This window comes from Paenibacillus sp. 22594, from assembly GCF_052044425.1.
Lineage (GTDB): Bacteria > Bacillota > Bacilli > Paenibacillales > Paenibacillaceae > Paenibacillus_AQ.
The window spans coordinates 976149-1002170 of sequence record NZ_JBQENA010000001.1 but is presented as its reverse complement, the minus strand read 5'-3'; the positions used below and the strand labels follow the sequence as shown (position 1 = coordinate 1002170).

18 protein-coding genes and 1 tRNA gene are annotated in these 26022 nt (G+C 50.6%); 14 read left to right on the top strand and 5 right to left on the bottom strand.

Annotation, left to right across the window (positions count from 1 at the left end):
- Positions 1–15 precede the first annotated feature (15 nt).
- The 7 genes from ACTJKB_RS04675 to ACTJKB_RS04645 all read left to right on the top strand — a co-directional run bounded on the left by ACTJKB_RS04675 (position 16) and on the right by ACTJKB_RS04645 (position 9568).
- A complete protein-coding gene (locus ACTJKB_RS04675) occupies positions 16–966 on the top strand; it encodes a nucleoside hydrolase (protein WP_440832086.1) in 951 nt (316 codons plus the stop codon).
- A 116-nt stretch (positions 967–1082) separates the two neighbouring features.
- Entirely contained in the window at positions 1083–2327 is a 1245-nt protein-coding gene (locus ACTJKB_RS04670) for a stalk domain-containing protein (protein ID WP_440832085.1), read from the top strand.
- 213 nt (positions 2328–2540) lie between these two features.
- On the top strand, positions 2541–3500 hold the full coding sequence (locus tag ACTJKB_RS04665; RefSeq protein WP_074086040.1) for a radical SAM protein: 960 nt from the start codon (positions 2541–2543) through the stop codon (positions 3498–3500).
- 612 nt (positions 3501–4112) lie between these two features.
- Positions 4113–6149 carry a methyl-accepting chemotaxis protein gene (locus ACTJKB_RS04660; RefSeq protein WP_440832083.1) on the top strand — a complete coding sequence of 679 codons (2037 nt, stop codon included), beginning with the start codon at positions 4113–4115 and terminating at the stop codon, positions 6147–6149.
- Between the two features lie 207 nt (positions 6150–6356).
- The gene (locus ACTJKB_RS04655) at positions 6357–7658 is read left to right on the top strand and encodes a response regulator transcription factor (RefSeq protein ID WP_440832081.1); all 1302 of its coding nucleotides are present in this window, start codon (positions 6357–6359) and stop codon (positions 7656–7658) included.
- A 275-nt stretch (positions 7659–7933) separates the two neighbouring features.
- Positions 7934–8200 carry a CD3324 family protein gene (locus ACTJKB_RS04650; RefSeq protein WP_440832079.1) on the top strand — a complete coding sequence of 89 codons (267 nt, stop codon included), beginning with the start codon at positions 7934–7936 and terminating at the stop codon, positions 8198–8200.
- Positions 8201–8419: 219 nt separating this feature from the next.
- On the top strand, positions 8420–9568 hold the full coding sequence (locus ACTJKB_RS04645; RefSeq protein ID WP_440832078.1) for an amidohydrolase family protein: 1149 nt from the start codon (positions 8420–8422) through the stop codon (positions 9566–9568).
- 160 nt (positions 9569–9728) lie between these two features.
- Here ACTJKB_RS04645 and ACTJKB_RS04640 read toward each other — a convergent pair whose 3' ends face one another.
- On the bottom strand, positions 9729–11003 hold the full coding sequence (locus ACTJKB_RS04640; protein ID WP_440832076.1) for a histidine--tRNA ligase: 1275 nt from the start codon (positions 11001–11003) through the stop codon (positions 9729–9731).
- A 348-nt stretch (positions 11004–11351) separates the two neighbouring features.
- Here ACTJKB_RS04640 and ACTJKB_RS04635 point away from each other — a divergent pair, with 348 nt between their 5' ends.
- Positions 11352–12014, top strand: a complete 663-nt coding sequence (locus ACTJKB_RS04635) for an HD domain-containing protein (protein ID WP_440832074.1) — start codon at positions 11352–11354, stop codon at positions 12012–12014.
- Between the two features lie 36 nt (positions 12015–12050).
- Positions 12051–13496 carry a DEAD/DEAH box helicase gene (locus ACTJKB_RS04630; RefSeq protein ID WP_440832073.1) on the top strand — a complete coding sequence of 482 codons (1446 nt, stop codon included), beginning with the start codon at positions 12051–12053 and terminating at the stop codon, positions 13494–13496.
- A 708-nt stretch (positions 13497–14204) separates the two neighbouring features.
- Here the strand turns inward: ACTJKB_RS04630 and ACTJKB_RS04625 are convergent.
- Complete coding sequence (locus tag ACTJKB_RS04625; RefSeq protein WP_440832727.1) at positions 14205–16466, bottom strand: FAD-dependent oxidoreductase; 2262 nt, start codon at positions 16464–16466, stop codon at positions 14205–14207.
- 130 nt (positions 16467–16596) lie between these two features.
- Here ACTJKB_RS04625 and ACTJKB_RS04620 point away from each other — a divergent pair, with 130 nt between their 5' ends.
- On the top strand, positions 16597–17349 hold the full coding sequence (locus ACTJKB_RS04620) for a helix-turn-helix domain-containing protein (protein WP_440832072.1): 753 nt from the start codon (positions 16597–16599) through the stop codon (positions 17347–17349).
- A gap of 168 nt (positions 17350–17517) precedes the next feature.
- On the opposite strand, the gene ACTJKB_RS04615 is transcribed toward ACTJKB_RS04620, so the two are convergent.
- Entirely contained in the window at positions 17518–19233 is a 1716-nt protein-coding gene (locus ACTJKB_RS04615) for an ABC transporter ATP-binding protein (RefSeq protein WP_440832071.1), read from the bottom strand.
- Between the two features lie 216 nt (positions 19234–19449).
- Here ACTJKB_RS04615 and ACTJKB_RS04610 point away from each other — a divergent pair, with 216 nt between their 5' ends.
- Positions 19450–19551: a YjcZ family sporulation protein gene (locus tag ACTJKB_RS04610; protein ID WP_440832069.1), complete on the top strand. Its 102-nt coding sequence runs from the start codon at positions 19450–19452 to the stop codon at positions 19549–19551.
- A 201-nt stretch (positions 19552–19752) separates the two neighbouring features.
- Entirely contained in the window at positions 19753–20982 is a 1230-nt protein-coding gene (locus ACTJKB_RS04605) for a CynX/NimT family MFS transporter (RefSeq protein ID WP_440832067.1), read from the top strand.
- Positions 20983–20993: 11 nt separating this feature from the next.
- Here ACTJKB_RS04605 and ACTJKB_RS04600 read toward each other — a convergent pair whose 3' ends face one another.
- Together ACTJKB_RS04600 and ACTJKB_RS04595 are read right to left on the bottom strand one after the other, a co-directional pair.
- Positions 20994–21602 (bottom strand): LysE family translocator, encoded by a 609-nt coding sequence (locus ACTJKB_RS04600; protein ID WP_440832065.1) that lies wholly within the window; start codon positions 21600–21602, stop codon positions 20994–20996.
- A complete protein-coding gene (locus tag ACTJKB_RS04595) occupies positions 21599–22066 on the bottom strand; it encodes an Lrp/AsnC family transcriptional regulator (protein ID WP_440832063.1) in 468 nt (155 codons plus the stop codon). The genes ACTJKB_RS04600 and ACTJKB_RS04595 overlap by 4 nt, the downstream gene beginning before the upstream one ends.
- Before the next feature lie 223 nt (positions 22067–22289).
- On the opposite strand from ACTJKB_RS04595, the gene ACTJKB_RS04590 reads away from it, so the two are divergent.
- Positions 22290–22373: transfer RNA gene (locus ACTJKB_RS04590), tRNA-Leu, on the top strand.
- Positions 22374–22530: 157 nt separating this feature from the next.
- Positions 22531–26004 carry a PAS domain S-box protein gene (locus ACTJKB_RS04585; RefSeq protein ID WP_440832061.1) on the top strand — a complete coding sequence of 1158 codons (3474 nt, stop codon included), beginning with the start codon at positions 22531–22533 and terminating at the stop codon, positions 26002–26004.
- Positions 26005–26022 lie beyond the last annotated feature (18 nt).

The following is a 26022-nucleotide window of genomic DNA, read 5'->3' as shown; positions in this document are numbered from 1 at the left end:
GTGGAGATCATAGAGATGAGTACAACCCGAATGATTATAGACTGCGATACCGGCATTGATGACGCACTTGCCATCCTGTACGCATTGCGGACTCCAGGCGTGGTGGTTGAAGGCATAACCACAGTGTTTGGCAATATTGATGTTGCGCAGGCGGCGGACAATACCCTTAGACTGCTGGCGCTGGCGAATCCGGGGTATGAGGTTCCGGTTGCCATCGGCGCTTCCCGGGCATTGGTCCGTGAGCTTACCGGTTTCTCCACCCATGTGCATGGCGAAAACGGCATTGGCGGCGTACAGCTTCCACCTTCAACCCAGCGACCGGTGAGCGAGACGGCGGCAGAATTTATCGTACGGCTGGCGAATGAGCATCCCGGCGAAATTGTGCTGGTTACACTCGGACGTCTGACGAATCTGTCGCTTGCGCTAGATCTTGACCCAGAACTTACAGGCAAGCTGAAGAAGGTAGCTGTGATGGGCGGCACTATTTTTAAGCCAGGGAATGTGACGCCTGTTGCCGAGGCCAATATTTGGGGCGACCCCGAAGCGGCTGACCGGGTATTCACTTCAGGGATGCCGGTACTGATGGTGGGACTGGACGTTACGCTGAAGACACGCATTACTTCAGAACATTTGGAGCTTCTCAAACGGTTCGGACGGGAGGATTGCAGGGACATCATTCAATTTATGGACGAATCACTGGCGTTTTATTTTAAATTTTACCGGGAAGCCAATTATCTTATCAACAGTGCGCCGCTGCATGATCCGCTGGCGCTGATGGCTGCACTGCAGCCGGACCTGCTGACCTGCCGGCAGATGAAGGTGCGCGTGGAGCATCAGGGTGAGCATACCGCCGGTATGGTGGTCGCGGATCTCCGGGCTCAGCCCAAGGTAGGCGAGTTCATCGAGGTGGCAGTAGATGTGGATGCAGAACGTGCAGTGGGGATCTTTCTTAGCGCATTCATGTAAGGGGAGTTATGGTTACAATCTATTAATTTGCTATAAATACCTGGTTTGGTAAAATGATAGAGGTATTGCTAATTGAGAGATTTGAAATCATATCCTACAGAATGGAGAATGGAGTAATGAAGCGTATAGCTACAATAGTATTGTGCGCAGCGATTACAGCGGCAGGTTTTACTTCGCTTCCTACAGACGGGGTTCACGCCGCAGCAGGCGGTGTAAGTATTGTACTCGACGGATACCCGCTACCGTTTCCGGTAGAACCGGCAGTGATGAGCGGGACCACCATGGTACCGTTCCGGGCGATATCCGAAGCGCTGGGTGTCAAGGTGGAATGGAATCAGGCGGCCAAACAGATTACCGCGACAAATAATGATGCTTCAGGCACCAAGAAAGTCATTCTTACTCTGGGCAAAACAAGCGCGTCTGTCAACGGCGCAGCCGTGAAGCTGGCCGTCGCTCCCCAGAATGTCCGCGGCACGACGATGATCCCGCTCAGCTTTTTTGGCCAGCAGTTCGGCGCCGGAGTAACCTGGAATCAGGCTACAAAGACGGTCTCGATCACTTCGCCAAAGAAGGATATATACACGCTTGGCTTCTACGCACAGGGCGCTTACAGCGAGGTTTCGCTGATTCCGGATTTTGATGCCGTTGCCTTTGGCTGGAGCCGAATTGACCGCAGTGGACAATACACTACCTCGGGCACAGAGTTCCGGTGGCCACAGGCAGCAGGTGATGTCACACCAGAATCGATTGTTCAGAATGCAGCTGCTGGGGGAACAGCTCCATATCTGATGGTATATTCTGGCGACAAGGAGCTGGAGCTGACCAAGAATGTGGAGGATCTGCAGCTTCAGCAGCAGACGATATCCAGTATTGTGGACACCGCGACGCAGAAGGGCTTTCAAGGGATTGCCCTGGACCTGGAGGGGCTTGGCATGACCGGGGACAAGGCGCTTGTGCAGAGTCAATACAACACCTTTGTCAAGAATCTGTCCGCCAAAGCAAAGGCTGCGAACCTGAAACTTACGGTTATTCTGCATCCCCTCAATAGTTCATATAAAGGATATGATTACAAGACGCTGGCCTCACTGGCCGACGATCTGGTCATTATGGCTTACGCTTATGAGGGTGAGACCGGACCGGAGCCGATGAACAAGGTCGATGAATCCATCCGTCTTGCCTTACAGCAGGTCAGCAAGGACAAGCTGATTCTTGGCATTTCGGTATACAGCGAGAACGAAACCTCGGTCAATGCCAAGATTGGTTTGGCCAAACGCTACGGCCTTAAGGGCATCGCCATCTGGCGTCTGGGTCTGATCGGCCAGCCGGTGTTAAGCGAGATGGGGAAGTCGGTAGAATTGTAAAGAATACCAAATCTGCTTCATGCCCATTGCATTCATATAAGCCATTATAGCCACTCATGCACCATAGAGTGGCTTTTTGCGTTTTTACATCACAACAAATGTCACATTAACCTGTGCGGCAAACCTGTATAATTTTTAAGGTTCACCTAAGTAGTACCTGCAACCTTTATGTTGTGGGCAGACAACGATGACATCTTATTTTCAGGAGGACTATTGAGCATGAGCATGAAATATAAATCACTTGAGCTGGACAAACCGCTAACGTATGAGCTGGAAGGGCTGGAGGTTGGAGTAACCTCGAATTGCAATTTCCGCTGCGATTACTGCTGTGCTTATAACAGAAACGACGGACAGAGCATCAAAGGCAAAGAAGTAATCCGCATCCTGGAGGAGCTGCCCCATCTGAAGCGGGTCCGTCTTTCCGGCGGAGAAGTGACCCTGAAGTTTCAAGACTGTCTGGAGATTGTCAGCTACTGCGCATCCCGGGGCATTCAGACCCAACTGAATTCCAACGGCAGCCTTTTGACCGAGGAACGGATCGGCCAGCTGGTCCATGCCGGACTGACTACGATACATATTTCCTTCAATTTCACAACCGCCGAGGCCTTCTCGCGCTATTATAATATCCATACCAGCATCTATGATAAAATCAGAGAAAACATCACGATGTTCGCCAAGACCAGTGTGGATGTGGTGCTGGAGACTCTGCTGTTCAGCGAGACACAGGACAATATGCAGGAAATCAGCGATCATGTCTATGCAATGGGAGTCAGAACCCATGAAATCCAGAACAGCATTATTATGGGCCATACCGGCTGGAAGGCGATCGCGGCCCGCGAACAATTGAAGAATGCCGTAAGCGAGCTGATTGCCCGCAAAAAAGAAGATACCACTCTATACTTCACCTGCATGGACCGTTTTATGGAGGCGCTGGGCTTTCAGGAGCAGCCTGGAGTATATTTCCCGCACTGCATCGAAGGTAAGAAACAGCTGCACCTGCACGGCAATGGCGATATCCTGATCTCCGAGCTGTGTCACCCGGTCATTATCGGCAATATTTATAAAGGCACCTCGTTAAAGGATCTCTACAGCAACATGCCTGCACCGCTGTCTGAGTTCCTTGACAAACAGCCTTGCCCGGCGCTTGATGCTTTGTTCCCGCAGGGTGTCTGAATCGTTCTCCGCCAGCTCTAACTGCTGCGCGGCTGGAAGTTCAGGTAATATTCCTTACAAGACAAGACCGTAGCCTAACGCTGCGGTCATTTTTCTGATTTTTTTCATGTATTTCTGTAGCCGGGTTAGGCTCGGCGGCAATGAATAGCTGTGGCGGGGTGGTTGGCCTTTAACGGCTTATCCTTGATCATCAGTAGCGCCTGGGGGCTTAAGGATGGAGAATGGAAGAGGTTTGCTGCTCCGAAAAAATTACTGATTTGGGGGAACATTGTCCTGATTCTATCCTGGGTTGTAGTGGAGATAACTAACAGTATGGCCTGAATAACGCCGTGATCTAAAAGCATCTAAGCCGGAGAACCTCCGTGTCTAAGGTGCTTGTTTGAATTCAACCAGAAATAATAGGTTTGCTGCACTGTTTCAATTTCTCCAAGATATTTATCGTTATGACTAAAGTCCTAAATTTTATCTAAAATTTCGACAAAATACGATAATATTCCCCAAAAACATCCAAAAAACATTAACTATTTCGGTCTTGAATCCGATAGTAATTGTAATAAATGTTACTGCTTTAGGGTTGGAACAATAGATTAGGGCGGAAGGATGTAGAGAAAAATGAAGATTCGGATGAAGCTTTCGGTGTTGATGATCGTCGTTACACTGATTTCTACGTTATTAATGGGGGTTTTTACGTACAGCAAATCTACTAAGACTATTCTGAATCTGACCGATACTGCAATGGGGCAGGTGAACACCAACAAAGCACAGACCATTGAAGCGATGATTGACAAAGAAAAGCGCAATATGGAGCTTGTTGCAGGTGAATCTGAAATCGCTGAACTGCTGCTGAAATCTGAAGACGGCAATTTGGCAAGTACGGGGGACCCGCTGCAGGCTGGGGTGAATACCAAACTTCAACAGATGGTGAAGGACGCAGGCAATCTGGAGCATATGTTCGTGGCCAACATGAAGGGGATCCTGATAGCAGATAGTGATACCAAGCTAATCGGAACAGACTTAAGTGAAAGAAACTACACCAAGAATGTGATGAAAACTGCCGGACCTGTAATCAGTGAAACGCTGAAATCCAAGTCAACAGGCGCCTATATTCTGGCATTTGTGCATCCTGTAACCAGTGGCGGCAAGATGATCGGTTTCGTGGCATCAGCAGTGTATGCGAACAGTATCATTAAATATTTGTCCGATGCGAAGGTGGCCAATGCACCTTCTTCCTACGCGTACCTTGTGGATGAGACCGGGAACATCCTGTTTCATCCCGATGAAACCAAGATCGGAACAGCGATAGAAAATGCTCAGATCAAAGCAGTGGTAGAAAAGATCAAAGCTGGTGAGAAGGTTGCAGACGGTAACGTTCAATATACCTACAAGGGTGCTGAGAAAAAAGCTGCCTTTACCGTTCTGCCGGTAACGAATTGGACACTGGTGCTGACAGGTGATCTTGGCGAAATTATGAAGCCTGTTGACAACATGACGAACTATATTATTTTATTGGGTATCGGGAGCCTGCTGCTGACCTTGCTCGTAGGGATCTCAGTGGCTACCCGGATTTCTTCGCCGATCATCAAGCTGACTGAGATGATTAACCGCACCGCGGAGCTGGATCTCAAATACGACTCGCAATACGAGTATCTGTTGAAAAATAAAGACGAAACCGGAACCATCGCCAAAGCGATGTTCCATACCCGGGCGGTGCTGAGGGAGATGGCCAGCAGCCTGGTTACCATCTCCACGAAGGTGCTGGACAATGCGGAGATGCTGGAGAAGCTGTCCAATGACGTGCGGGAGAATGCCCATGATAATTCGGCGACAACAGAGCAGTTGTCAGCAGGGATGGAAGAAACCGCAGCCTCCACGCAGGAAATGTCAGCAGCTATTCATGAGATTGAGAGTAATGTCCGCAGCATCTCAGGGCGTGTTAAGGACGGTGCCGGTGTGTCCGGTCAGATCACCGAGCGGGCGCTTGCGCTACAGCATGACGCCACCGAGTCTATAGACAATGCCAAACGGATCTATGAATCGGTGCGTGTGGAGATGGAAAAGGCCATTGAGCAGTCAGGCTCGATTCATGAAATCAACGTACTGGCGGACACCATTCTCTCTATTACCAGCCAGACCAATCTGCTCGCATTAAATGCTGCGATTGAGGCCGCACGGGCCGGAGAAGCAGGGCGGGGATTCGCTGTGGTAGCGGGTGAGATCCGCAAGCTGGCCGAGAAATCCTCCGAAACAGCGGCAGGTATTCAGGGAGTTGTCAAGAATGTCTATTCTTCTGTAGAGCAAATGAAGGAGCATTCCGAGGCTATGCTTGAGTTTATCGATCATAATGTTTTGGGAGATTATGAGCGTCTTGCAGAGGTCAGTGAGCAATATAACAGTGACGCTTCTGCCATTGATGAGCTAATGAATCAGTTCGGAGAAGCCGCCGACCATTTGAGTGAGACCGTGTCCAGCGTAGCCATTGCGATTAATGAAGTTGCGACTACTGTAAATGAAGGGGCCATCGGCGTGCAGGATATTGCTGAGAAAACGGCAGATATCGTAGAGAAAACCTTGCATGAAGCAACGATGGCCGATGAGAATACGCAAAGTGCAAAAGAACTGCAGGGATTGGTGGAGAAATTCAAAATTTAAGCGGTTTAATGCAATCTTTAGCTTACTTTCATCTGGATTTAAGCTTGCGGGTATATATTGAATTCATAACCCCCCTTTAATATAATCTTTGGCCCCGCCGGTCGCCGGCGGGGTCCTTTTTTTGTTTTTTTTGAACAGGGGAACAGCAATACATCTCAGGTTATTGGTCCATACTGATACCAAGGAGTGAGGATCATATTTGAGAGCATGCTTGTAGATAGTGAACAGGGAATCCGCAGCAGCATCAACGGCAAAGGGGATTGGGAAGCATTGGGTTTCCCGATTGCCTCGGAAGCGTCAAGCGGGAATGAAGCGCTGCAGCGGCTGCAGGAGAGCTTTTTACTGCAGTTAATCAAGGATGAATGGAACAGTATGGCCGTTATTAGAGAACGTCTGCAGCAACTGCAGCTTAATCCGTTGACAGCAAATGATTTGAAGCTGCAGATTGCCGCCCTGGAGATCAAAGTGCCCTCAGCAAAAGGGACAGACCGCCAGGAGTGGAAGGACCTGTTGAAGCTGGCGTATCAGAAGATCTGCCGGGAGACGTCCGCCGGGTGGAAGGGAATCTATCCGTTCAGAGATGAATTTAACTCTGCGATGATGTACTTTCTCGTTATTTTGAAATCTGGACCGGAGCATGCCCATAAATCACAGCGTTTCATAGAGGGACTGAAGCAGAGTACTGCCAGCAATCTGAAGCTGGAATGTGCAGCAGGGATTGGGGAGCAAGTGAAGGGGCTGAAGCGGTTAAAGAATGCTTATACCTCGTGTATGCTCTCTTGGAACCAGAGTCCCAATTACAGGGAAGCGGAAGGTGAAAGCAGACAGGTGCGGGAGCTGATGGAGTTTTTTACTCCTGAGGTGGAACGGATGTTGGCCCGAGTGATCGAAAATATGGACATGAATGCCTTCCGAATGCACCTTGATGCCCTTATCAGCAGCGAAAGGGATACACCCATGTTTGTATTTACCTTTCTGGCGCTGCGTCTGCTTCTGGTATTCAGCTCGATTGCCCAAAAGTTCGAGCTCGGCGGCTCTGCTGTGCAGAAGTATTTATGGAAATGCCAGATTACCATAGCCGATTACCAGTCGCGTGAAGGGATACGGGAGAAGATTGAAGAACTGGCGCTGCTTGTGATGGATGAAGTGCAGAAGATCCGCTTATCCAGCGGCCGGCAGATGATCGAGGCAGTCCGGAAAGATATCGGGGAGCACTTTTGCTGCGAGCAGGATCTTTCATCCCTGGCAGAGAGATTCCATTTCAATGAGACGTATTTGTCGGGGCTGTTCAAGCAGCATGTCGGCATTCCCATGGACGATTATGTTACAAGACTGCGGATGGCCGAGGCCGAGCAGCTGCTGCAGGGAAATACGCTGAAGCTGACCGATATTGCCATGTTTACCGGCTATTCCAGCTTCACCGGTTTCTGTCGCGCCTTCAAGAAATACAGCGGCAAAAGCCCGAAGGATTACCGGGAGCGTTATGTGAAGCGGCATGCCCGGAACTGAAAGCAGGAGACGATACCCTTTTTTTCTCAACCCAATCAATGGTATTATAAGGAAAAGGTATTCAGTTATAATGCCTAGGGTTAAAGGAGAGGAGGGTATTTGATGAGAAGATTAGGGTTCAGCTCTATGCAAAGTCTACGGATGAACAACAACAGCGGTTGTTTGTATAGAGCTGAAGATAAGATGCCGCTTTGATTCATGGATAGGGAATCGTTGTTTGTACAGTAGACTTTGCTACCTTAAAAAGTTCATTAATTTTAAGGAGCGGAGCTACCATGAAATATGTAAATGCAGATATTGTACTACCGGAAAAGTTACTGAAGGAAATCCAGAAATATATGCACGGCGGAATGCTGTATGTGCCTAAACCGGAAGGGCAACGGGCCAAATGGGGCGAGCACTCCGGCGGCAGAACGTATCTCTCCAACCGTAATAATGATATTAGGAAGCAGTATTCCTCAGGCCTCACCACCCAGGAGCTGGCAGAACGGTTCTGCCTGTCCTGCGACAGCATCAAAAAGATCGTCTATGGTAAAAAATAGACTGCAAACAAGCCGCACCGGGTTTCTGCCGATGCGGCTTGTTTATGTGAGTATGAGGTGGTATCAATCGATACTAAATTCATTCGTGGACATGGAAAAGAGTAGATTTAAAAGTAAGTAAAAAACGAATTATAAAGAAATAGTATCTTCGTCTAGTAATTATTGTGTAATATACTTTCTCTGGATGAAAAACAATCTTCACTGAGGAGTTACTCTACCATGAGAAACGAAACATTGTTACTAACAAACGTGACTTTAATCGATGGAACGGGTAGGCAGCCGATAAAAAATGCAACAATAGAAGTTGTAAACGGTAGATTCGGTACCATAACAGAATATCGGAATACCCAAGTTAAGAATGGAAAAGTAAAAGAAATAGACCTGAACGGACTTGTGATGTTACCAGGATTTATTCATACACATGCGCACACCAGCTTTAAATTTTTGCAGAATGAGCCTTTTCAGGGGTACCATAAAGAGTATTTAGCTGCATGTTTTGAAGAGGGAATTACTACGATTCGCGACGAGGGAATGACTACAAATGCAACGATTGATGATGTTATAGCACATTCGAACAGGCTGGATAGTGTGCTTTTTCCCAGACTTATCACGCCAGGTAAAGTTTTTACGGCTCCCGGGGGATATGGAGGGCAAGAACCCATCGGTGTTGGAAATGTGGAAGAAGCCAGGCTTAAGGTTCGCGAGGTATTAGAAAAAGGGATTCACTTTATAAAGACCGCTCTTGAAGATGGATATGACCCCAGTACGTTCGGACTGCCTAAGCTTAATCAGGAGATTCTGGAAACCATTTGTAAGGAAGCTAGGGAAATGGGAGCCCATGTGTCTGCTCATGTAACCAACGCCAAAAATCTCCAGATTCTAGTGAATTCGGGAATTCACGATGCTGCACACATGATCTATGACCGTTTAGATGATGACTTGATACGTCAGATGGTAGAAAAAAACGTTCGAATAGTACCTACACTCACTGTATTAAAGATGTTTCAAGACAAATTTGGAGCCCCTCTTTTAAAACAAGGGCTGGACAATGTCCGAAGGTTTGTCCAGGCGGGTGGGGAGATCGGCTTGGGTGATGACTTTATTGAAGAAGAAAAACCATGGTATAGGTTAGGAATGCCATGGGAAGAAATCCGCTTGTTAGGCGACGCTGGTCTCACACCGATGCAAATAATTGTAGCGGCAACTTCAGTAGGTGCAAAGATATGTAATCTGTCTCACGAGATTGGAACTATCCAAACTGCTAAGAAGGCTGATCTATTTGTCATTGAAGGAGATCCACTTGCCAATATAGACAATCTTCGAAAGGTTAAATTCGTGATGAAAGAAGGCAATATTAGATTCTGCTAACTCCAGCTTCGGATAATAATTCATCGCGTTCGGGGCAGATAACATCAGCATTGCGTCCTACCCAATTGTCTGCTCAACACGTTCACCAGCTTTTTGCCAATGCCCTTGCGGTGGTATTCCTCACGTACGGCCGCTCCAGATCGTCCGCTGGACGCTCCGGTTATTCGGCAATTTGTGCAATTGCCGCTTCTACTGTGACCAGCTCTTCGCTTTGCTGCGACATATCTTTAAGCCGGAGCTTGCCGTCAGCAGCTTCGCTTTCTCCGATCAGTATAACGTAGCGGGTACCCTTCGTATTCGCTGCGGCCAGTGTTTTCTTCAGCTTGCGTTTCCCGGTATCCACGGCAGTGCGGATGCCTGCAGCGCGAAGTGCTGCGGCGGCAGTCAACGCCTGCGGCATAACTTCCCCAATCGGTATAATCAGTACCCCTGAAGCTTCTTCCCGGATAGGCCGTTCTCCCAGCAACGCCATAATCGACTCCATGCCGAAGGAGATGCCCACTGTAGGATATTCGATGTCATCTCGTCCCACAAGCTTGCCAATAATAGAGTCATACCTTCCTCCACCGCCAAGACTGGAAGTATAGGCACCGGAAGCGTCGAAGATTTCATAAACGGTACCCGTGTAGAACGACAGGCCGCGGGACAGAAAAGGATCGAAGACGCAGATCTGCGCAAGTCCGATTCCTGCAATCAGCCGCTGCAAGGCTAGCACCTCCAGCAGGCCTGGCTGTCCGTCCAGCTCATATTTTACCGCTAGCTCTTCAAAGGAAGGGGAATCCATGTCCAGCAGTTCCTTAAGTGTGCCTATGGCAACCGGAGTCAGTCCTTTCTGCATAAGCTCTGCAAGTACCCCGGTGCTTCCGATTTTGGCGAGCTTATCGAGAGTCAGCATCACGGACAGGTGATCTTCAAGCGGAACTCCAGTTGCTTCCAGTATCTCCCCAAGGAAGCGCCGGTTGTTCCATTTCAGGATGACGGGAATCTCTAGTCTGCGGAAGGCCTCCGCTGCGAGCTGCATCAGCTCTGCTTCTCCCTGCGGGCCTGCGATGCCCACCACATCGGCGTCGCATTGCAGGAATTCGCGCAGACGGCCTTTTTTGACCGGTCCATCCCGGAACACCTTGCCGATCTCATAGCGTTTATATGGGAACTCCATGCCCGGATTCAGAGCGATCACCTTGGCAAAGGGAATGGTCAGATCGTAGCGAAGCCCCAGCTTGCGGCCGCCTTGGTCGGTCAACTGATACATCTCGCGGAGAATCTCGTCGCCTCCCGCATATTTGGAGGTCAGCAGCTCTAGCTCATTAAGCAGGGTTGTATCCATCGACTCAAAATCATACAGCTCGAACAGTTCGGTCAGCGTGGAGCGGACTTTTTGGCGGATGGACTGCTCCCGGCCGAAATAATCATAGGTACCTTTAACGTTCTGCATGTTTAGCAGCTCCTTATTATTTTTTGTGTAAAATGAAGCCTGGGCTTTGAATGGCATTCCCGGTTTCCCAGTACGCTTGCGCGAAACGCTCCGCTGAAACCATATTGCCCATTAATAACAAAAAACGCGCCGGACCTCATGGTCCCGCGCGCCTAATATGCGGCAGGGAGGCCAAACGCGAAAAGCGTCAGCCCTCCCTGAAAAATGTTCAGGAGTGCTAACGCTGCTTGTGATGATGAAGCTGATTCAGTATGATGGTTATGCTATTCATGCGAATCATGTCCCTTCAAGGCTGGATTACTGCACATTATATCGAATAACAACTTCAATAACAAGGGAGAATTATTTATGAAGGATACACAAATTATCGCCCAGGCCGAGAGCTTTGCCAAAGAGCAGCTGGGACAGGATAAAACCGGCCATGACTGGTTCCACACGGACCGTGTGCGCAACATGACGGCACTGATCGCGGAGATGGAGAATGCGGATGTGTTTATCTGCACAGTAGCCGCGCTGCTGCATGATGTGGCGGATGAGAAGCTGAACCCGTCCAAAGAAGCGGGCCTAAATAAAGTACATAACTGGTTGAAGAAGCATTTGAACGATGAGGGACAAATCGGGCACATCATGCAGATTATTAAAACGATGTCCTTCAGCGGCGGCGGAGGAGTACCAATGTCCACACTCGAAGGACAGGTAGTACAGGATGCAGACCGGCTGGATGCACTGGGTGCGATCGGGATTACACGGGTGATGGTTTTTTCAGGGGCTAAAGGCCGCCCGGTCTATGATCCGCAGATTCCTCCGCGTGATGAATCTCTCCAGAAGGAGTACCGCGACTATTCCAAAGGTACGGCGGTCAATCATTTCTACGAAAAGCTGCTGAAATTGAAGGATTTGATGAATACTGCCTACGGGCGCAAACTTGCGGTGGAGCGGCATGAGTTCATGCTGAGCTTTTTGGAGCAATTTTATAAGGAATGGAATCAAGGGGGCCAGAAGCTGTTATAATAATAGAATGCACAATATGGAAGGAATAACAACTACATGAGTGAATTGCAATTTAGAGATTATGGTTTGAATGAAGAGATTATCCGCGCGCTGGACGTACTGAACTATCTGGAGCCGACTGAGGTACAGAGTAAGGTCATTCCTGTTGCCCTGAAAGGTCAGGATTTAATCGTTAAATCACAGACCGGCAGCGGCAAAACCGCATCGTTCGGCATCCCGCTCTGCGAGCTGGTGGATTGGGCGGAGAACAAGCCCCAGGCTCTGGTGCTGACGCCGACGCGCGAGCTGGCTGCACAGGTCAAAGAGGACATCACCAATATTGGCCGCTTCAAGCGGATCAAGGCAGTCGCATTGTTCGGCAAGCAGCCTTTTGCCCCGCAGAAGATTGAACTTACGCAAAAAACACATGTCGTCGTCGGCACCCCGGGACGTGTGTTTGATCATATCGAGCGCGGTACGCTGCCGCTGAACCGGATTAAATATCTGGTGATCGATGAAGCGGATGAGATGCTGAGCATGGGCTTTATTGAGCAGATTGAACAGATTATCCAGAAGCTGCCCCGTGATCGCGTTACAATGCTATTTTCCGCCACACTGCCGGATGCAGTGAAGAACCTGTGCCGCAAATATATGACGGAGCCGGTGGATATTGAGATTGAAGCCAGCGGTATCACGACAGCGACGATTGAGCATGCACTGATTGAAGTGAGACAAGCTGCAAAGTTTGGACTCTTATGCGACTTGCTTACGGTGGAGAATCCGGACAGCTGCATTATTTTTTGCCGGACGCAGGATCAGGTGAACGCGCTGTTCCGGGGGATGGCCGATCTGGAGTACCCGGTAGACAAAATTCACGGCGGCATGATGCAGGACGAGCGCTTTGAGGTGATGAACGCTTTTAAACGGGGTCAGTTCCGCTATCTGATCGCCACTGACGTAGCCGCGCGCGGCATTGATATTGAGAACATCACCCATGTGATCAACTACGATATTCCGATGGAAAAAGAGAGCTATGTGCACCGTACCGGACGCACCGCACGCGCAGGCAAAAGCGGCAAAGCCATCACCCTCGCTACGCCGAACGAGCACAAATGGGTGAAAGACATTGAGAGCTATATCGGCTTCAGTCTGCCGGTGATGAAAGCTCCCTCAGAGGATGCCGTGGCTTATGCCAAACCTGCTTTTGACGAGAAGCTGGGCAAACAGCAGGTCCGCAAGAAGGGCAAAACCGAGGTCATGAACCAGGACATCATGAAGCTGTATTTCAACGGAGGCAAGAAAAAGAAGCTGAGAGCTGTTGACTTCGTCGGCACCATTGCCAAGCTGGAAGGGATCACCGCTGAAGACATCGGGATCATCACGATCCAGGACAATGTAACCTACGTGGATATCCTGAACGGCAAAGGCGCACTGGTGCTGCAGGCGATGAAGGACACAACAGTGAAGGGCAAGCTGCTGAAGGTGCATCTTGCGAAGAAGTAGGGCAGCTGTAGTCCGGTAAGTAGCTCCCCAATGTACGCAGTCGATATCCGTATGGACATAGATGTGTCAACAAACAGATATCACAGGTAATCACACAGACCATTAATATTATGCCGTATGAAAAAGCCTCCGCATAGCCTTATGGGCAAAGCGGAGGCTTCGTTTTATTTCAATGAACTTGAGAAGGCATAGCGATATTTGAGGAACCGCATTGAATAACAAGGCATTCCTCATGTATGAGCCTAACATGCTCAAGTTCACGCTCTATATTCCCGTAGATGTGGGTCCGTTTACTTAATCAAACTAAGGCCCCGCAAAGCCCTCGTAAAGCCCCCGCAAAAAAACCTCAAAGCCCCTCGGAAACTCTCAAAGTGACTCTCATGTATTCGGCCTCTCGTCCAAGCAACGGGAGAAATAGATGGAAAAAAACTTTATTTGTTGAAAATAAACTTTATTGGGTTATTATATGGAAAAAGTAGACCTATTTTAACCAAAAACCCCGGCAACAGGGTTCAGCAGGCGAATTAGTGATCCTTTCTCCACTTAGCATGCTGAAATGCGCGTATACCTCAGAAGTAGTGATCCTTTTTCCACCTAATTATGAGCCGCGTACTCGGTTTCCAGTAAATTAGAATTTTCCTCGTGCTCAGCATGCTCTAATAAATTTGTGTTTCTGTTACTACGTAACACCTGCCGCAGATTGAAGGTTTAGTGAGCTTCCTCATACGCCCGGATTTCGATTAACTCCGCGTGCCGGCTTCCGTTTGTTGCGTCTATGAAGACTCTTATACGCTGTGCCTGCACAGGCTCCGGCAACAGATGGATTACTTTGCGTTTGCGGTTACCGGTGCCGCCTGCAATCTCCGTCCACTGTCCGCCAGCACCCTGGGCCTCCACCCGGTAATCACGGACCAGCTCGGGGATGACCGTAAAAGGAGTACGGTGATGGTGCAGATTCACCAGATCTTCGTTCACATCATCGTTGAAGGTCAGGTGAATCTCGGCAATACTCTGCTCTGTATCCCACTCCAGCTGCAGCCATTCCGACTTGCCGGCCGTGATCGGCTCTGACATCCACAGCTGCGGACCGCCGAACGGGCGGTGATAGCCGTTCACCGCTTTGTCCGGCGCGAACGCCGCCGTCGGCGAGCTGAGCCGGAAGCAGAACGGCCGCCTGGCCTGGCCCTTCATCTTCCAGAGGACGACGAGCTGATCCGTCGAGTGGTCCTCCAGATCCTTCGAGATCTGCGGGTGCTCATCCTTGAAGAAGACCAGCACGCCGCTGTGCGGCTCCAGCGAATGATGAAGGCTGACCGCAGGGTTCGCCTTGATGATTACAAAAGCGTTCTGCGGCTCCTCCGGCTGCCACTGCAGATCGAAGGCAACCCACTGCCGCCGCCCGGCTGCGGCATGTGCCGTTGCACGTGCCCGCAAAGTATGCGGCACGTAATTCTCCCCGCGGCCGGTGTCCCACAGCTCGGCCGTCACTTCCGCTGCCTGCTCCGCGTCCAGCAGCAGCTCAAAGCCGTGGATTCCCGGGTCTGCCGGGAATAGCACGGCAACATCGCTGCGCAGCGGCCAGGCTTCGCCCGGCTGCGTCAGCCCGAGCGCGCAGCGCGCGCTAGAGGCGCTTACCCGCGCCTCCCGGGCCAGATCCGCTTCATCGCTGCTGCGCAGGCCGATGATCGAAGCGTCCTGCCGCAGCAGCGTCTGCCGCAGCTCCGGCAGGTGCCGCGCCTGCAGCTCGCCCGGCGTAAGCCCCAAGCGGCTGGCGAGCGCCGCCCCGGTGCCGGCGGCTTCGCCGATGACGGCGCAAGTTGCCATCACCCGCGTCGTGCCGAAGGCGACATGGGTGGCGCTGATATCTCGCCCGGCCATGAGCATATTCCGCACATTTACGGAGTACAGGGATCGGAAGGGGATGTGATACACCCCGTCCGCATGCATATGCTTCGAGCCGCTGGCATCGGCATACATCCCCTGCGGGGGATGGAGGTCGATCGACCAACCGCCAAAGGCCACACCGTCCACGAACCCGCGCTGGGCGATAATATCATTCTGGTTCAGCACGTAGTCGCCGGTGAACCGCCGGTATTCACGTTTGCCGGGCAGTGAGCCGACCCATTCCAGCGTCATGTTCTCGGCACCGAACTTGCCGGAATTTTTGATATAGTCCCAAATGCCGTAGATGACCGACCACAGCTCGTCGCGGATCATTTCATTGTCATGTACCGTGTCGTGCTCGCCGCCCCACTCAATCCACCAGTAGTGGCAGCCGGAGTCGCCGCTTTTAATGACCCGGCGGAGCGGAATCGTGGTCTCCGAGATATCCTTGGCAAAGGAAGGCGGAACAAAGTTTACCGGTATCCCTGTATCCTTCGTATAAAAGAGAATGGTACTGCCAAGCGTAATCCCGTCGGCAATCTCTGGAGCCCACTCCTCGCCGTATTCACTGCGGGCTTCCCGGCCGAGGGCAAATTTGGCCCCGGCCAGAAAGCCGATCAATCCGTCGCCTGTACAGTCCAGATACAGGCTGCTCTTGAACGTGATCCGCCGCTCAGAGGCCATCATCCAGCCTACCACGGCAGTGATCATCCGGTCATGCTCTGGGCCTTCAGCCTGTACCTCATGAACATCTGTATTTAGATACAGTGAAATATTCGCTTCAGCTTTTACGGCCTCCAGCACAACCAAATCCCATATATAAGGATTGCCTTCGGGGTTCCGGTACTGGTTCTCGATGAACAGCTCGCCCATAATGCCGGTTTCGCGGGCATATCGGTTCGTACCATGCGCAGTTGCTCCGCAGACCCAGACACGCACTTCACTGCTGGAGTTGCCCCCAAGAACGGGGCGGTTCTGCACCAGCGCCACCTTTTGTCCCAGTCTGGCTGCAGCGATTGCCGCACATACCCCGGCCAATCCGCCCCCGATCACCGTAATGTCATTGTTCACTAGCTCCTGCTTCATCACTACAGCACCTCTTATCGGTTGATGTTTGAACATATCTATAGTTTCATAATGAAGCTGCCACTTTACTTTTTAAATGCATGTATTTATCATTTAGCATATACTTTATTTCAGATCAAGGAGGCGGGGCATGGAGCTGCTGAACCATATCTACTGGAGGCAGAAGAGGGAGTTTGCACTGCCGAGCGACCGTTATGATACATGGGTGGTTTTTGCTGTTGAAGAGGGCGTGTTCCGCTTTGAGATTGGCAGGCACTCGGGGGAAGCGGGATTTGCAGATCTGGTGGTCTGTCCGCCGGGAGTCCCCTTCATCCGGGAAACGGTCACGCCGCTGACCTTTCATTATATCCAGTTCACTGCGGATGCCGGATGCGAGCTTCCTCCGGGTCTGCTTCATTTGAATGACACGAAACGGCTGAGCTCCACTTATGCCTATCTGCGCCAGCTTGCCGAGGACAGCAGTCCTGAAGCCTTGGGATGGAAAACGCACCTCGTTGCGGATTTATGGCAGCTGTACCACATGGAGAGCAGAGAGGCCGCTGGGGTGGGCAAATTTACAGAAGATGCCCTGATGGCGGATGCGGCAGCGTTCATCACTGCACAGGCCTGGGAACCGTTAAGTCTGCTGGACACCGCACGGAGCCTGGGACTAAGTCCGGTGCAGTTAACACGGCGGTTCCGTGAAGCGTTCGGGGAGACGCCATCCTCGTACCTGAAATCCATCCGTCTAACCAAAGCACGCACGCTGCTGAAGGACAGTGAGCTAACCCTGGCACAGATCGCCGAACGCTGCGGCTATGAGAACGGATTTTATTTAAGCAGAGTGTTTACGAACACCTCTGGAATGAGTCCGGCAGAGTACCGGAAGCGGCACAGGGTATAGCGGGGAGGTTAGAAAGTGACTTTTCCGGAGATATTACACCACAAAAAACCTTCCGTATTCGCCCTGGTTCTGAGGCGTCTCGCGGAAGGTTTTTGCTTGTTCAGCATGCTCATGAAAAGCTGAGGATAGACATTCTGTAAGGGACGTTTGATTTATGAAGACTTACGCCTATGCATTATACTGTGCCTGATACAGACGGCTGTAAGTGCCTCCGGCATTTACGAGTTCCTCATGACGGCCTTCCTCGGAGATGCCGTCTTCGTTGACGACGATGATCCGGTCAGCATTTTTGATGGTCGTCAGACGGTGGGCGATCACAAGGGTTGTCCGACCAACGGACAGGTCCGCCAGCGACTGCTGAATCGCGGCTTCCGTCTCGGTATCCAGTGCCGAGGTCGCTTCGTCCAGAATCAGGATCGGCGGATTCTTCAGGAACATCCGGGCGATGGCGAGCCGCTGCTTCTGCCCGCCGGACAGCTTCACGCCGCGTTCGCCAATTACGGTATCCATTCCGGCAGGCAAGCCGTTAATAAGTTCTTCCAGATGCGCGCGTCTCGCTGCCTCCCAGATTTCAGGCAGCTCGGCATCGAGTTTGCCGTAAGCGATATTCTCGCGGATGGTGCCGGAGAAGAGGAAGACATCCTGCTGCACAATCCCGATTTGCTTCCGCAGCGCATTCAGCTTCATGCTGCGGATATCGGTTCCGTCAATGGAAATATAGCCGCCGGTCACATCATAGAAGCGGGGCAGCAGGCTGCAAATGGTGGTTTTACCTGCGCCGGATGGCCCGACAAAAGCAATGGTCTCACCTGCATTTACCTTCAGACTGATGCTGTCCAGCACCGGACGGCCCGGATCATAACCGAAGCTGACACGGTCAAAGACGATATCTCCGCGTAGGGAGTGGACATCTACAGCGCCGGGCTGATCGGCGATATCGGGCTCTGTATCAATGACCTCAAGGTAGCGTTTGAAACCGGCAATGCCTTTTGGATAGCTCTCTATGACAGCATTGATCTTGTCAATCGGCCGGAAAAAGATATTGGACAGCAGAATAAACGCAACAAATTCGCCAATCTCAAGCTCACCCTGAATGAAGAACCAGGCACCGCAGATCATCACGACGATCGTAATCAGACGGGTCATCATATAGCTGACCGACGAGCTTTTGGCCATCAGCTTATACGCCATGAGCTTGGTCTTGCGGAACATCAGATTGTCGGCGGCAAACAGCTGTTTCTCATACTCCTCATTGGCAAAAGATTGAACCACGCGGATTCCCCCGACATTGTCCTCAATCCGGGCATTGAAATTGCCCACATTGCCGAAAAGCTGGTGATAAGTGGAGGTCATGTTACGGCCAAAATGGATAATGATCCAGGCCATAAGCGGAACAATGATGAAGGTAATAATCGCAAGCTTGAGATTGATATCGGCCATCAGGATAAATGCGCCTACAAGGGTCATCACTGCGATAAACACATCCTCCGGCCCATGATGCGCCACCTCGCCGATATCGTTCAGATCATTCGTAATCCGGCCGATCAGATGACCGGTTTTATTGTTGTCAAAGAACCGGAAGGATAATTTCTGGATATGATCGAACATTTTTTTGCGCATATCGGTCTCAATGTTGATTCCTAGCATATGCCCCCAGTAGGTAACGATATATTGCATTGCGGTATTCAGCGCGTAAATGGCCATCAGTGCGATGCAGGCGATCAGAATCAGCGGCCAGTCCTGCCCGGGCAGCAATTCGTCGATGAATTTATTTACCGCCACTGGAAATGCCAGTTCCAGCAGACCGGCTCCCACCGCACAGGTGAAGTCGAGTATAAATAATTTTTTGTATGGACGGTAATAGGAAAAAAAACGACGCAGCATCTCTTATTCACTCATTTCTGTATAGTGATGTTTCTCTGTTGAGATTCATTCTCAATAGGAGCCTCATGTTAAGGATACTAAAGAGGGTGAAGTGTTTTGTCAACGGAAAGATATTTTTAATGGAGAACAGTACCTGCGTATTTTTGCTAAATCACCCAATCCCCGGATGTTCTATGTTCATAGTGTAGTGTATAGAAGTATAAAGGAGGAGTTAACATGAGTGAAAATGTAAGAGGATACGGTGCATTTACTTCAACTGGCGCAATTTTGGTACTGTTCATCCTGCTCGTTATCATTTCTAAATCCCTCTGGGTTTAATTAGTGATCTGTCTCTAAACGTAAAGCCAGTCCCTCAGACTGGCTTTTTTGCTGCGCGCTGCGGAAACTTTGCCGGAAAATTAGTGCAGAGCATTCTGGGAGGGGATATAATGTAAAAATGTGATTATTTCATAAGACAGCCTTTTTACCCGGACAAGCCTTTGGAGTGTAAGGGTGAAGGACTGCAATCGGGAGGACAACATGAAAGCAAAACATCAAGATGCTGCATTACCGGAATTGGGCAAGGCCCGGCCGGACAAGGAAGCCAGCGGTATTCTGCTTGTCGTGGGGATAATCTGCGTCGCTGCGGCTCTTCGGGCTCCCTTCACCTCCGTTGGACCTTTGCTGGGCATGATCCGTGATGATCTGGGATTGTCAAATACTCTGGCGGGAGCGATTACCACATTACCGCTGCTGGCATTTGCTGTGCTGTCACCTTTTGCGCCACAGCTGGCTCTGCGATTTGGCACCGCCAATGTTCTTATGCTGGCTATGCTGGCCTTGTCCATGGGCATTCTGATCCGCTCGGGTTCTGGAACGGCTATGCTGTTCACGGGCACAGCGATGATCGGGTTGTCTATCGCCGTCTGTAATGTACTGCTGCCGGGATTGATCAAGGGAAGATTCCCGGAAAATATCGGACTTATGACCGGAGTTTATACCCTATCCATGAATATCTGTGCGGCGGCTGCCTCAGGCATCAGCGTCCCGCTGGCGCAGCATGCCGGTTTCGGCTGGCGGGAGACACTGGCGATGTGGTTTGTCGTGGCCGCCCTGGCGACACTGTTCTGGATTCCTCAGATGAGGAATATGACAAGGGGCAGCGGCGAAGCTAAACGGCAATCCTCTGTTCAGCTTTGGCGGTCTCCGCTGGCCTGGCAGGTCACCTTGTTCATGGGGCTGCAATCGCTGCTGTATTACGTGCTGATTGCCTGGTTTTCCGTGATATTGGTTGAACGGGGAATGACCTCAAGCCATGCGGGCTGGATTCTTTCTCTCATGCAGCTGGCCCAGCTGCCGTTTACTTTTTTCGTGCCCCTTTGGGCGGGCAAAATGAAAAACCAGCGCAGCCTGGTGCTCATTACATCTATTCTTTTTATGATTGGGATTCTCGGGGTCTGGCTGGGCAGCAGTGGCTGGATGGCAGTTTGGGCTATCTGCATCGGAATTGCCGGCGGGTTTGCCTTCGGCCTCGTCATGATGTTCTTCAGTCTGAGGACCCGCAGCACACAGGAAGCCAGCGGGCTGTCCGGTATGGCCCAATCTGTGGGGTATCTGCTCGCTGCAATGGGTCCCGCCCTGTTCGGACTGCTGCATGACGTGACCCATAGCTGGAACGTGCCGCTGGCATTACTTGCTGTGGTAAGCATTTTACTGTTCATAGTAGGACTTGGAGCGGGTAGTAGCCGTTTTGTGGGTGATAAGAGTTAAACTCAGTGAAGTTATCCGGTAAGTGCGGTGAGGATGCCGTACAAGCTGAACAGGATCAGAAGCAGTGATGAACAGAGGTTCAGCCAGCGGGTGAAGGAGGTGGGAAGTTTGGCGCAAGTCCAGTACATTGTAGCGGTGAGCAGCAGCCACCAGCAGGTGGAGCCAATCGCGATACCCGCAGGCAGAAGCCATGAAATCCCGATCGACGTTCCAAGTGAAGCCGAGAGCGCCGCAAAGCTCAGGATCGTGGCCGGATTGGCCAAAGTCAGCAGGAAGGATGACCCCAGACAATAGAGGATGCCCCTGTGGCTGGCTTCAACCTTAGACCTGGCCATGACGGGCAGCAGACCTCTGATGCCCAGATAGCCAAGAAACAGGCTGCCCAGCAGCCGGAGTGGCAGAGCATATGCAGCAGTGAATTCATTCACTATCCTGAAGCTGGAAACGGTCACCAGGGCATAACCCGCATCCGCCAGAGCAATCCCTAGACCGGTGGCAAGACCTGCCGTGAATCCCTGCTGCAGAGTCCTGTTCATACATAGCAGGGACATAGGGCCGACTGGAACAGCAACGACGAAGCCAAAGCCGATACCGCCAAGGAGTGCACTCCAAAGAATCATGGCGTACGTTCCGAAGGAGGGAGCGGGATATTTGAGGTTTCTTTGACCGTTCCCAAAATAATGGTGGTGCGGGTGCGGACAATGCCCGGCAAGCTTTTCAGCTCCTCACTGATAATCCGGTCTAGGTCACTCGTCCCCTGGCAGCGCACCTTCATAATATAGTCATCATCTCCAGCTGTATGATGGCATTCCTGAATCTCCGGCAGCTTCTGCACCAGCTCCAGAAAAGCCTTCCGGTGCGCAGGGCGCTCCAGCGAGACCGCAATCATCGCCCCCAGTCCGTAGCCGGCGGATTCAGCATCGATTAGTGTGGTGTATCCTTTAATCACGCCTTGTTCCTCCAGCTTCCGCACTCGGTCCGCCGCTGCCGGTGAAGAGAGGCCTAGCAACCCGGCCAATTCAGCCCAGGTGATCCTTCCATTATCCATAACAGCCCTGATAATTTTGTAATCAATAGCATCCAAGGAGAACAACCTTTCTTTATTAAGTATTTATTATAACTTACTTTGATTAATTAACTATTTCAAGTGATATTTTGTATAATGAAATCCGGAATCCGCTATTTACTTTAACTTAATAAGATATTCGTTCTTAGCTCAATAAGCTCCAACAAAATTCTCTTGCAATTGATTAGAAAAGAGAGTATAGTCTTATTTACAGCGATCAAAACGCTGAAGTTCATATTGTGCGGTCATGGCGGAATTGGCAGACGCGCTGGCTTCAGGTGCCAGTGATAGCAATATCGTGGAGGTTCGAGTCCTCTTGACCGCATTACTTTACAAACATGGTTCGTAATTGCTTAGGCAATTGCGGACCTTTTTTACGTACTCTTTCATATCTCGTCATTCACACCAGAAGCATCTTTTCCGAAAAAAAGGTATACTAGGATTAGTTTCAGTCCCCACTTTCACAGAGGAGGCTCTATCACTTGACCGACATACTCTTTAAGCATCTGTTTTTGCGGTCCTCTATAGGGTTCGCAGTAGTCTCCACGAAAGACGGTACCATGATTATGGCGAATCCCGCGCTCTGCAGTATGTTCGGGTATTCGGAAGCAGAAATGATGAATCTCCGTTACCTGGATATTGCGTACCCGGAGGATAAGCCTGCTGCTGATCATGATATGATTATGCAATATTTGCTGCGCAGTCCCGGTGCGGCTGTAGATAAAGAGAGACGTTTTGTGCGCAAGGACGGCAGGATCATTTGGATTGCATTACATATTTTCTTAACGTTTGATGAGACTACCGGTGATCCTCTTCACCTAATTGCCGAATTGACGGAAATTACAAGCCGTAAGTTCGCCGAGAAAAAGATTGAGGAGGACCGGCTGCTCTATAATCTGATTACGCAGAATACACCGGATATGATTTCCTTTGCGGATGCGGACGGAACGGTACGCTACGTGTCTCCATCCGTTGAGAAGCTGCTTGGTTACCCGATGGAAGAGGTGATCGGCAGGAAAAGACCGGATTTCTATCATGAAGAAGATGTGATAGAAATGACTGAGCACGGGAAGGCTTATTCCGACAGTGATGTGTTTACCCGCCGGGCCCGGCATAAGGATGGGCATTATCTGTGGCTCGAAAATTCATTTCAGGTGATGCGTGACAGCGATGGGAATGTAGAGCAGGTACTGACTATTGCCCGTGATATCACAGAACGCAAGAAATATGAGAATATGCTGGCAACTGCCCAGGCACTGGGCCAGATGGGTTCATGGGAATGGGATTCCCCAAGCGGGCAAATGACTGTTTCGAAACAGCTGCGGTTTATTTTTGATATGTGCGAAAATGGCGAAATCGGCACGCACAGCCATATCGATTACTTGCAGCTGTTAGCCCGCGTGGTTCCGGAGGACCTGGCGCAGCTGCGGGTGGAGCTGTACAAGACATTGAAGTCCGGGGTTAATGGTCAATCGGTGTTTAGAATTGAGAACGACAAGGGTGAGCGCAGGGTTATCTATACCTACTGGGAAGTCGTGCTGGATACAGCAGGTAAAACCTTACAGATGAATGGTATTGTACAGGATATCACCGAACGCTACCGGATGGAGGAGCAGCTTCGTGAGAGTGAGCGGAACTACCGGCTGATTTCTGAGAATTCATTGGATTTTATCTCCCGGAATACCACAGACAGCGAGGCTGCTTACTTATATGCTTCGCCAGTTTGCCAGCCTATGCTAGGTTACACACCAGAGGAGCTGGAAGGCTCGAGTGGCATGCAGTACGTTCATCCGGATGATGTTGACAGAGTTCATTCTTATCTGCAGAAGAGCATGGAGGGCAGCAAGCTGGAGCCTATCATTTTCCGTTTCTTGTGCAAGGATGGCTCTTACTTATGGGTGGAAACGACGCTGCGCCATATCAGTGCAGGCCCGGGCGGCAAAGCCGAAATGGTCTGTGTCACCCGAAATGTTTCCGAGCGCAAGCAATATGAACTCAAGCTGCTGGAAAGTGAGAACCGTTATAAATCCCTGTTTGAGTATAATCCGTCTGCGATCAGTGCGATGGATTTGGATGGGCATATCCAGTCACTGAATGCCAGTCTTCAGCAACTGAGCGGCTATCCGCGCGGGAGTCTTCTGCATTCCAGTTACAGCGAAATTATTGATCCGGAAGAGCTGGATTTTGCCCAGGAACGTTTTGAGCAGGCAGCGAAAGGAATACCTCAGACCTTTGAGAGCAGACTGATCCACAGGGGAGGTTATCCGGTTGAGGTCAGCGTGATCTATGTGCCGATTATGGTGAACAGCCAAGTCGTGGGTGTGTTCGGTATTACCAGCAACATCACAGAACGCAAACGCCATCTGCAGCAGATTGAGAAGCTCAGCTATGAGCATGCGCTGATCCTGAATTCGGTCTCCGAAGGTATCTTTGGTATGAATCTTGAGGGCGAAACGATGTTTATTAATCCGGCTGCATCGACGATGCTGGGGTATGAGCCAGGTGAACTGGCGAGGAATATTAAACTGCATACCGTGGAACAGACGTGGCTGGACGCCGAACCGTATACCAGCGGACGTAGGTCACTATCGGACTCCCTCGCAAGCTATCTATCTTACGAGGACAAGGAAGGGGTGTTCTGGAGACAGGATGGTTCCAGCTTCCTGGTGAAATACCGCATGTCTCCATTATTTGATCATGGGGAACGGAAGGGTGCGGTTGTCGTCTTCCGGGACATTACGGAAGAGAAGGCTATTGTAAGGGCAAAGGAATCAGCGGAGCAGGCAGACCGGGCCAAGTCGGAATTCCTGGCAATCATGAGCCATGAGCTGCGCACGCCGATGAACGGGATTATTGGCATGGCGGATCTTTTGGCTGGAACCGAGCTTGATGAAGAGCAGGAATACTACACGCAAATTATCAATAAAAGCAGCGAGTCCTTGCTGCATATTCTGAACGAGGTACTGGATTTCAGCAAGATTGAAGCCGGGATGATGACGCTGGATCTGCAGACGGTGGATTTGTCCCAGGTGCTCCAGAATGTGACTGAGCTGTTTTATCCAAAAGTCAAGGAAAAGGGCCTGCTTCTCCACTGCGAGCTGGACTCGGATTTACCGGTACTTGTGGTGACAGATGAGGCCAGATTGCGCCAGATTCTGGTGAATCTCCTCGGCAATGCAGTGAAATTTACTGAAGAGGGCGAAATTCACATTACTGCGAAGCTGCAATCCATTGCTGATACCGGTGATCTGGTTGTTAAATTCACTGTGAAAGATACAGGAATTGGCATTCCGCAAGGTAGCCAGGGCCTTCTGTTTCAGTCCTTCTCCCAGCTTCACCCCTCGATCAACCGTAAGTATGGCGGCACTGGACTTGGGCTGGCGATCAGCAAAAAGCTGGTGGAACTGCTGGGCGGAATGATCGGCGTAGACAGCAGCGAAGGAGAAGGGGCGGAATTCTTTTTCACTATCCATGTTTTCCTGCCACTGTCGGAACTTTCCTATGATCAACTCTCCATAAGTGCCGCTGATACGCGTAATGAGAAGAATGCTGAGGACAGAACCTCCTCGGAAGGTGAATACGGTCCGTTGTCCATCTTGATTGCTGAAGATCACCCGGTGAATCTGCAATTGCTTCAGACCTACCTCAAAAAGCGCGGATATTGCGCCGATGTGGTGTTGAACGGAGAGAGGGCTGTTGAGGCAGTGCGCTCGCATCATTATGATCTGGTGTTCATGGATATTCAAATGCCGCTCATGGACGGGATTGAAGCGACCAGCATCATTCGCCACGAAATGGGACTGTCTCCGGTTATTGTTGCTGCTACGGCTTTTGCCCGCAAAGAGGACAAGGAGCTGTGTCTTAGAGCAGGTATGCAGGACTTTATCTCCAAGCCGATCTCACCGGCTGAAGTAGACAGGGTGCTGCGGGAATGGTCCGCCCATATCCATAGATAAGTTGTATTTTTTTGAAAA

Coding starts and splice junctions, on each gene's coding strand:
- ACTJKB_RS04605 (WP_440832067.1), top strand. CDS start 19,753: ATGAAAGCAAAACATCAAGATGCTGCATTACCGGAATTGGGCAAGGCC.
- ACTJKB_RS04645 (WP_440832078.1), top strand. CDS start 8,420: ATGAGAAACGAAACATTGTTACTAACAAACGTGACTTTAATCGATGGA.
- ACTJKB_RS04630 (WP_440832073.1), top strand. CDS start 12,051: ATGAGTGAATTGCAATTTAGAGATTATGGTTTGAATGAAGAGATTATC.
- ACTJKB_RS04640 (WP_440832076.1), bottom strand. CDS start 11,003: ATGCAGAACGTTAAAGGTACCTATGATTATTTCGGCCGGGAGCAGTCC.
- ACTJKB_RS04610 (WP_440832069.1), top strand. CDS start 19,450: ATGAGTGAAAATGTAAGAGGATACGGTGCATTTACTTCAACTGGCGCA.
- ACTJKB_RS04625 (WP_440832727.1), bottom strand. CDS start 16,466: ATGAAGCAGGAGCTAGTGAACAATGACATTACGGTGATCGGGGGCGGA.
- ACTJKB_RS04655 (WP_440832081.1), top strand. CDS start 6,357: ATGCTTGTAGATAGTGAACAGGGAATCCGCAGCAGCATCAACGGCAAA.
- ACTJKB_RS04635 (WP_440832074.1), top strand. CDS start 11,352: ATGAAGGATACACAAATTATCGCCCAGGCCGAGAGCTTTGCCAAAGAG.
- ACTJKB_RS04660 (WP_440832083.1), top strand. CDS start 4,113: ATGAAGATTCGGATGAAGCTTTCGGTGTTGATGATCGTCGTTACACTG.
- ACTJKB_RS04620 (WP_440832072.1), top strand. CDS start 16,597: ATGGAGCTGCTGAACCATATCTACTGGAGGCAGAAGAGGGAGTTTGCA.
- ACTJKB_RS04600 (WP_440832065.1), bottom strand. CDS start 21,602: ATGATTCTTTGGAGTGCACTCCTTGGCGGTATCGGCTTTGGCTTCGTC.
- ACTJKB_RS04615 (WP_440832071.1), bottom strand. CDS start 19,233: ATGCTGCGTCGTTTTTTTTCCTATTACCGTCCATACAAAAAATTATTT.
- ACTJKB_RS04675 (WP_440832086.1), top strand. CDS start 16: ATGAGTACAACCCGAATGATTATAGACTGCGATACCGGCATTGATGAC.
- ACTJKB_RS04650 (WP_440832079.1), top strand. CDS start 7,934: ATGAAATATGTAAATGCAGATATTGTACTACCGGAAAAGTTACTGAAG.
- ACTJKB_RS04670 (WP_440832085.1), top strand. CDS start 1,083: ATGAAGCGTATAGCTACAATAGTATTGTGCGCAGCGATTACAGCGGCA.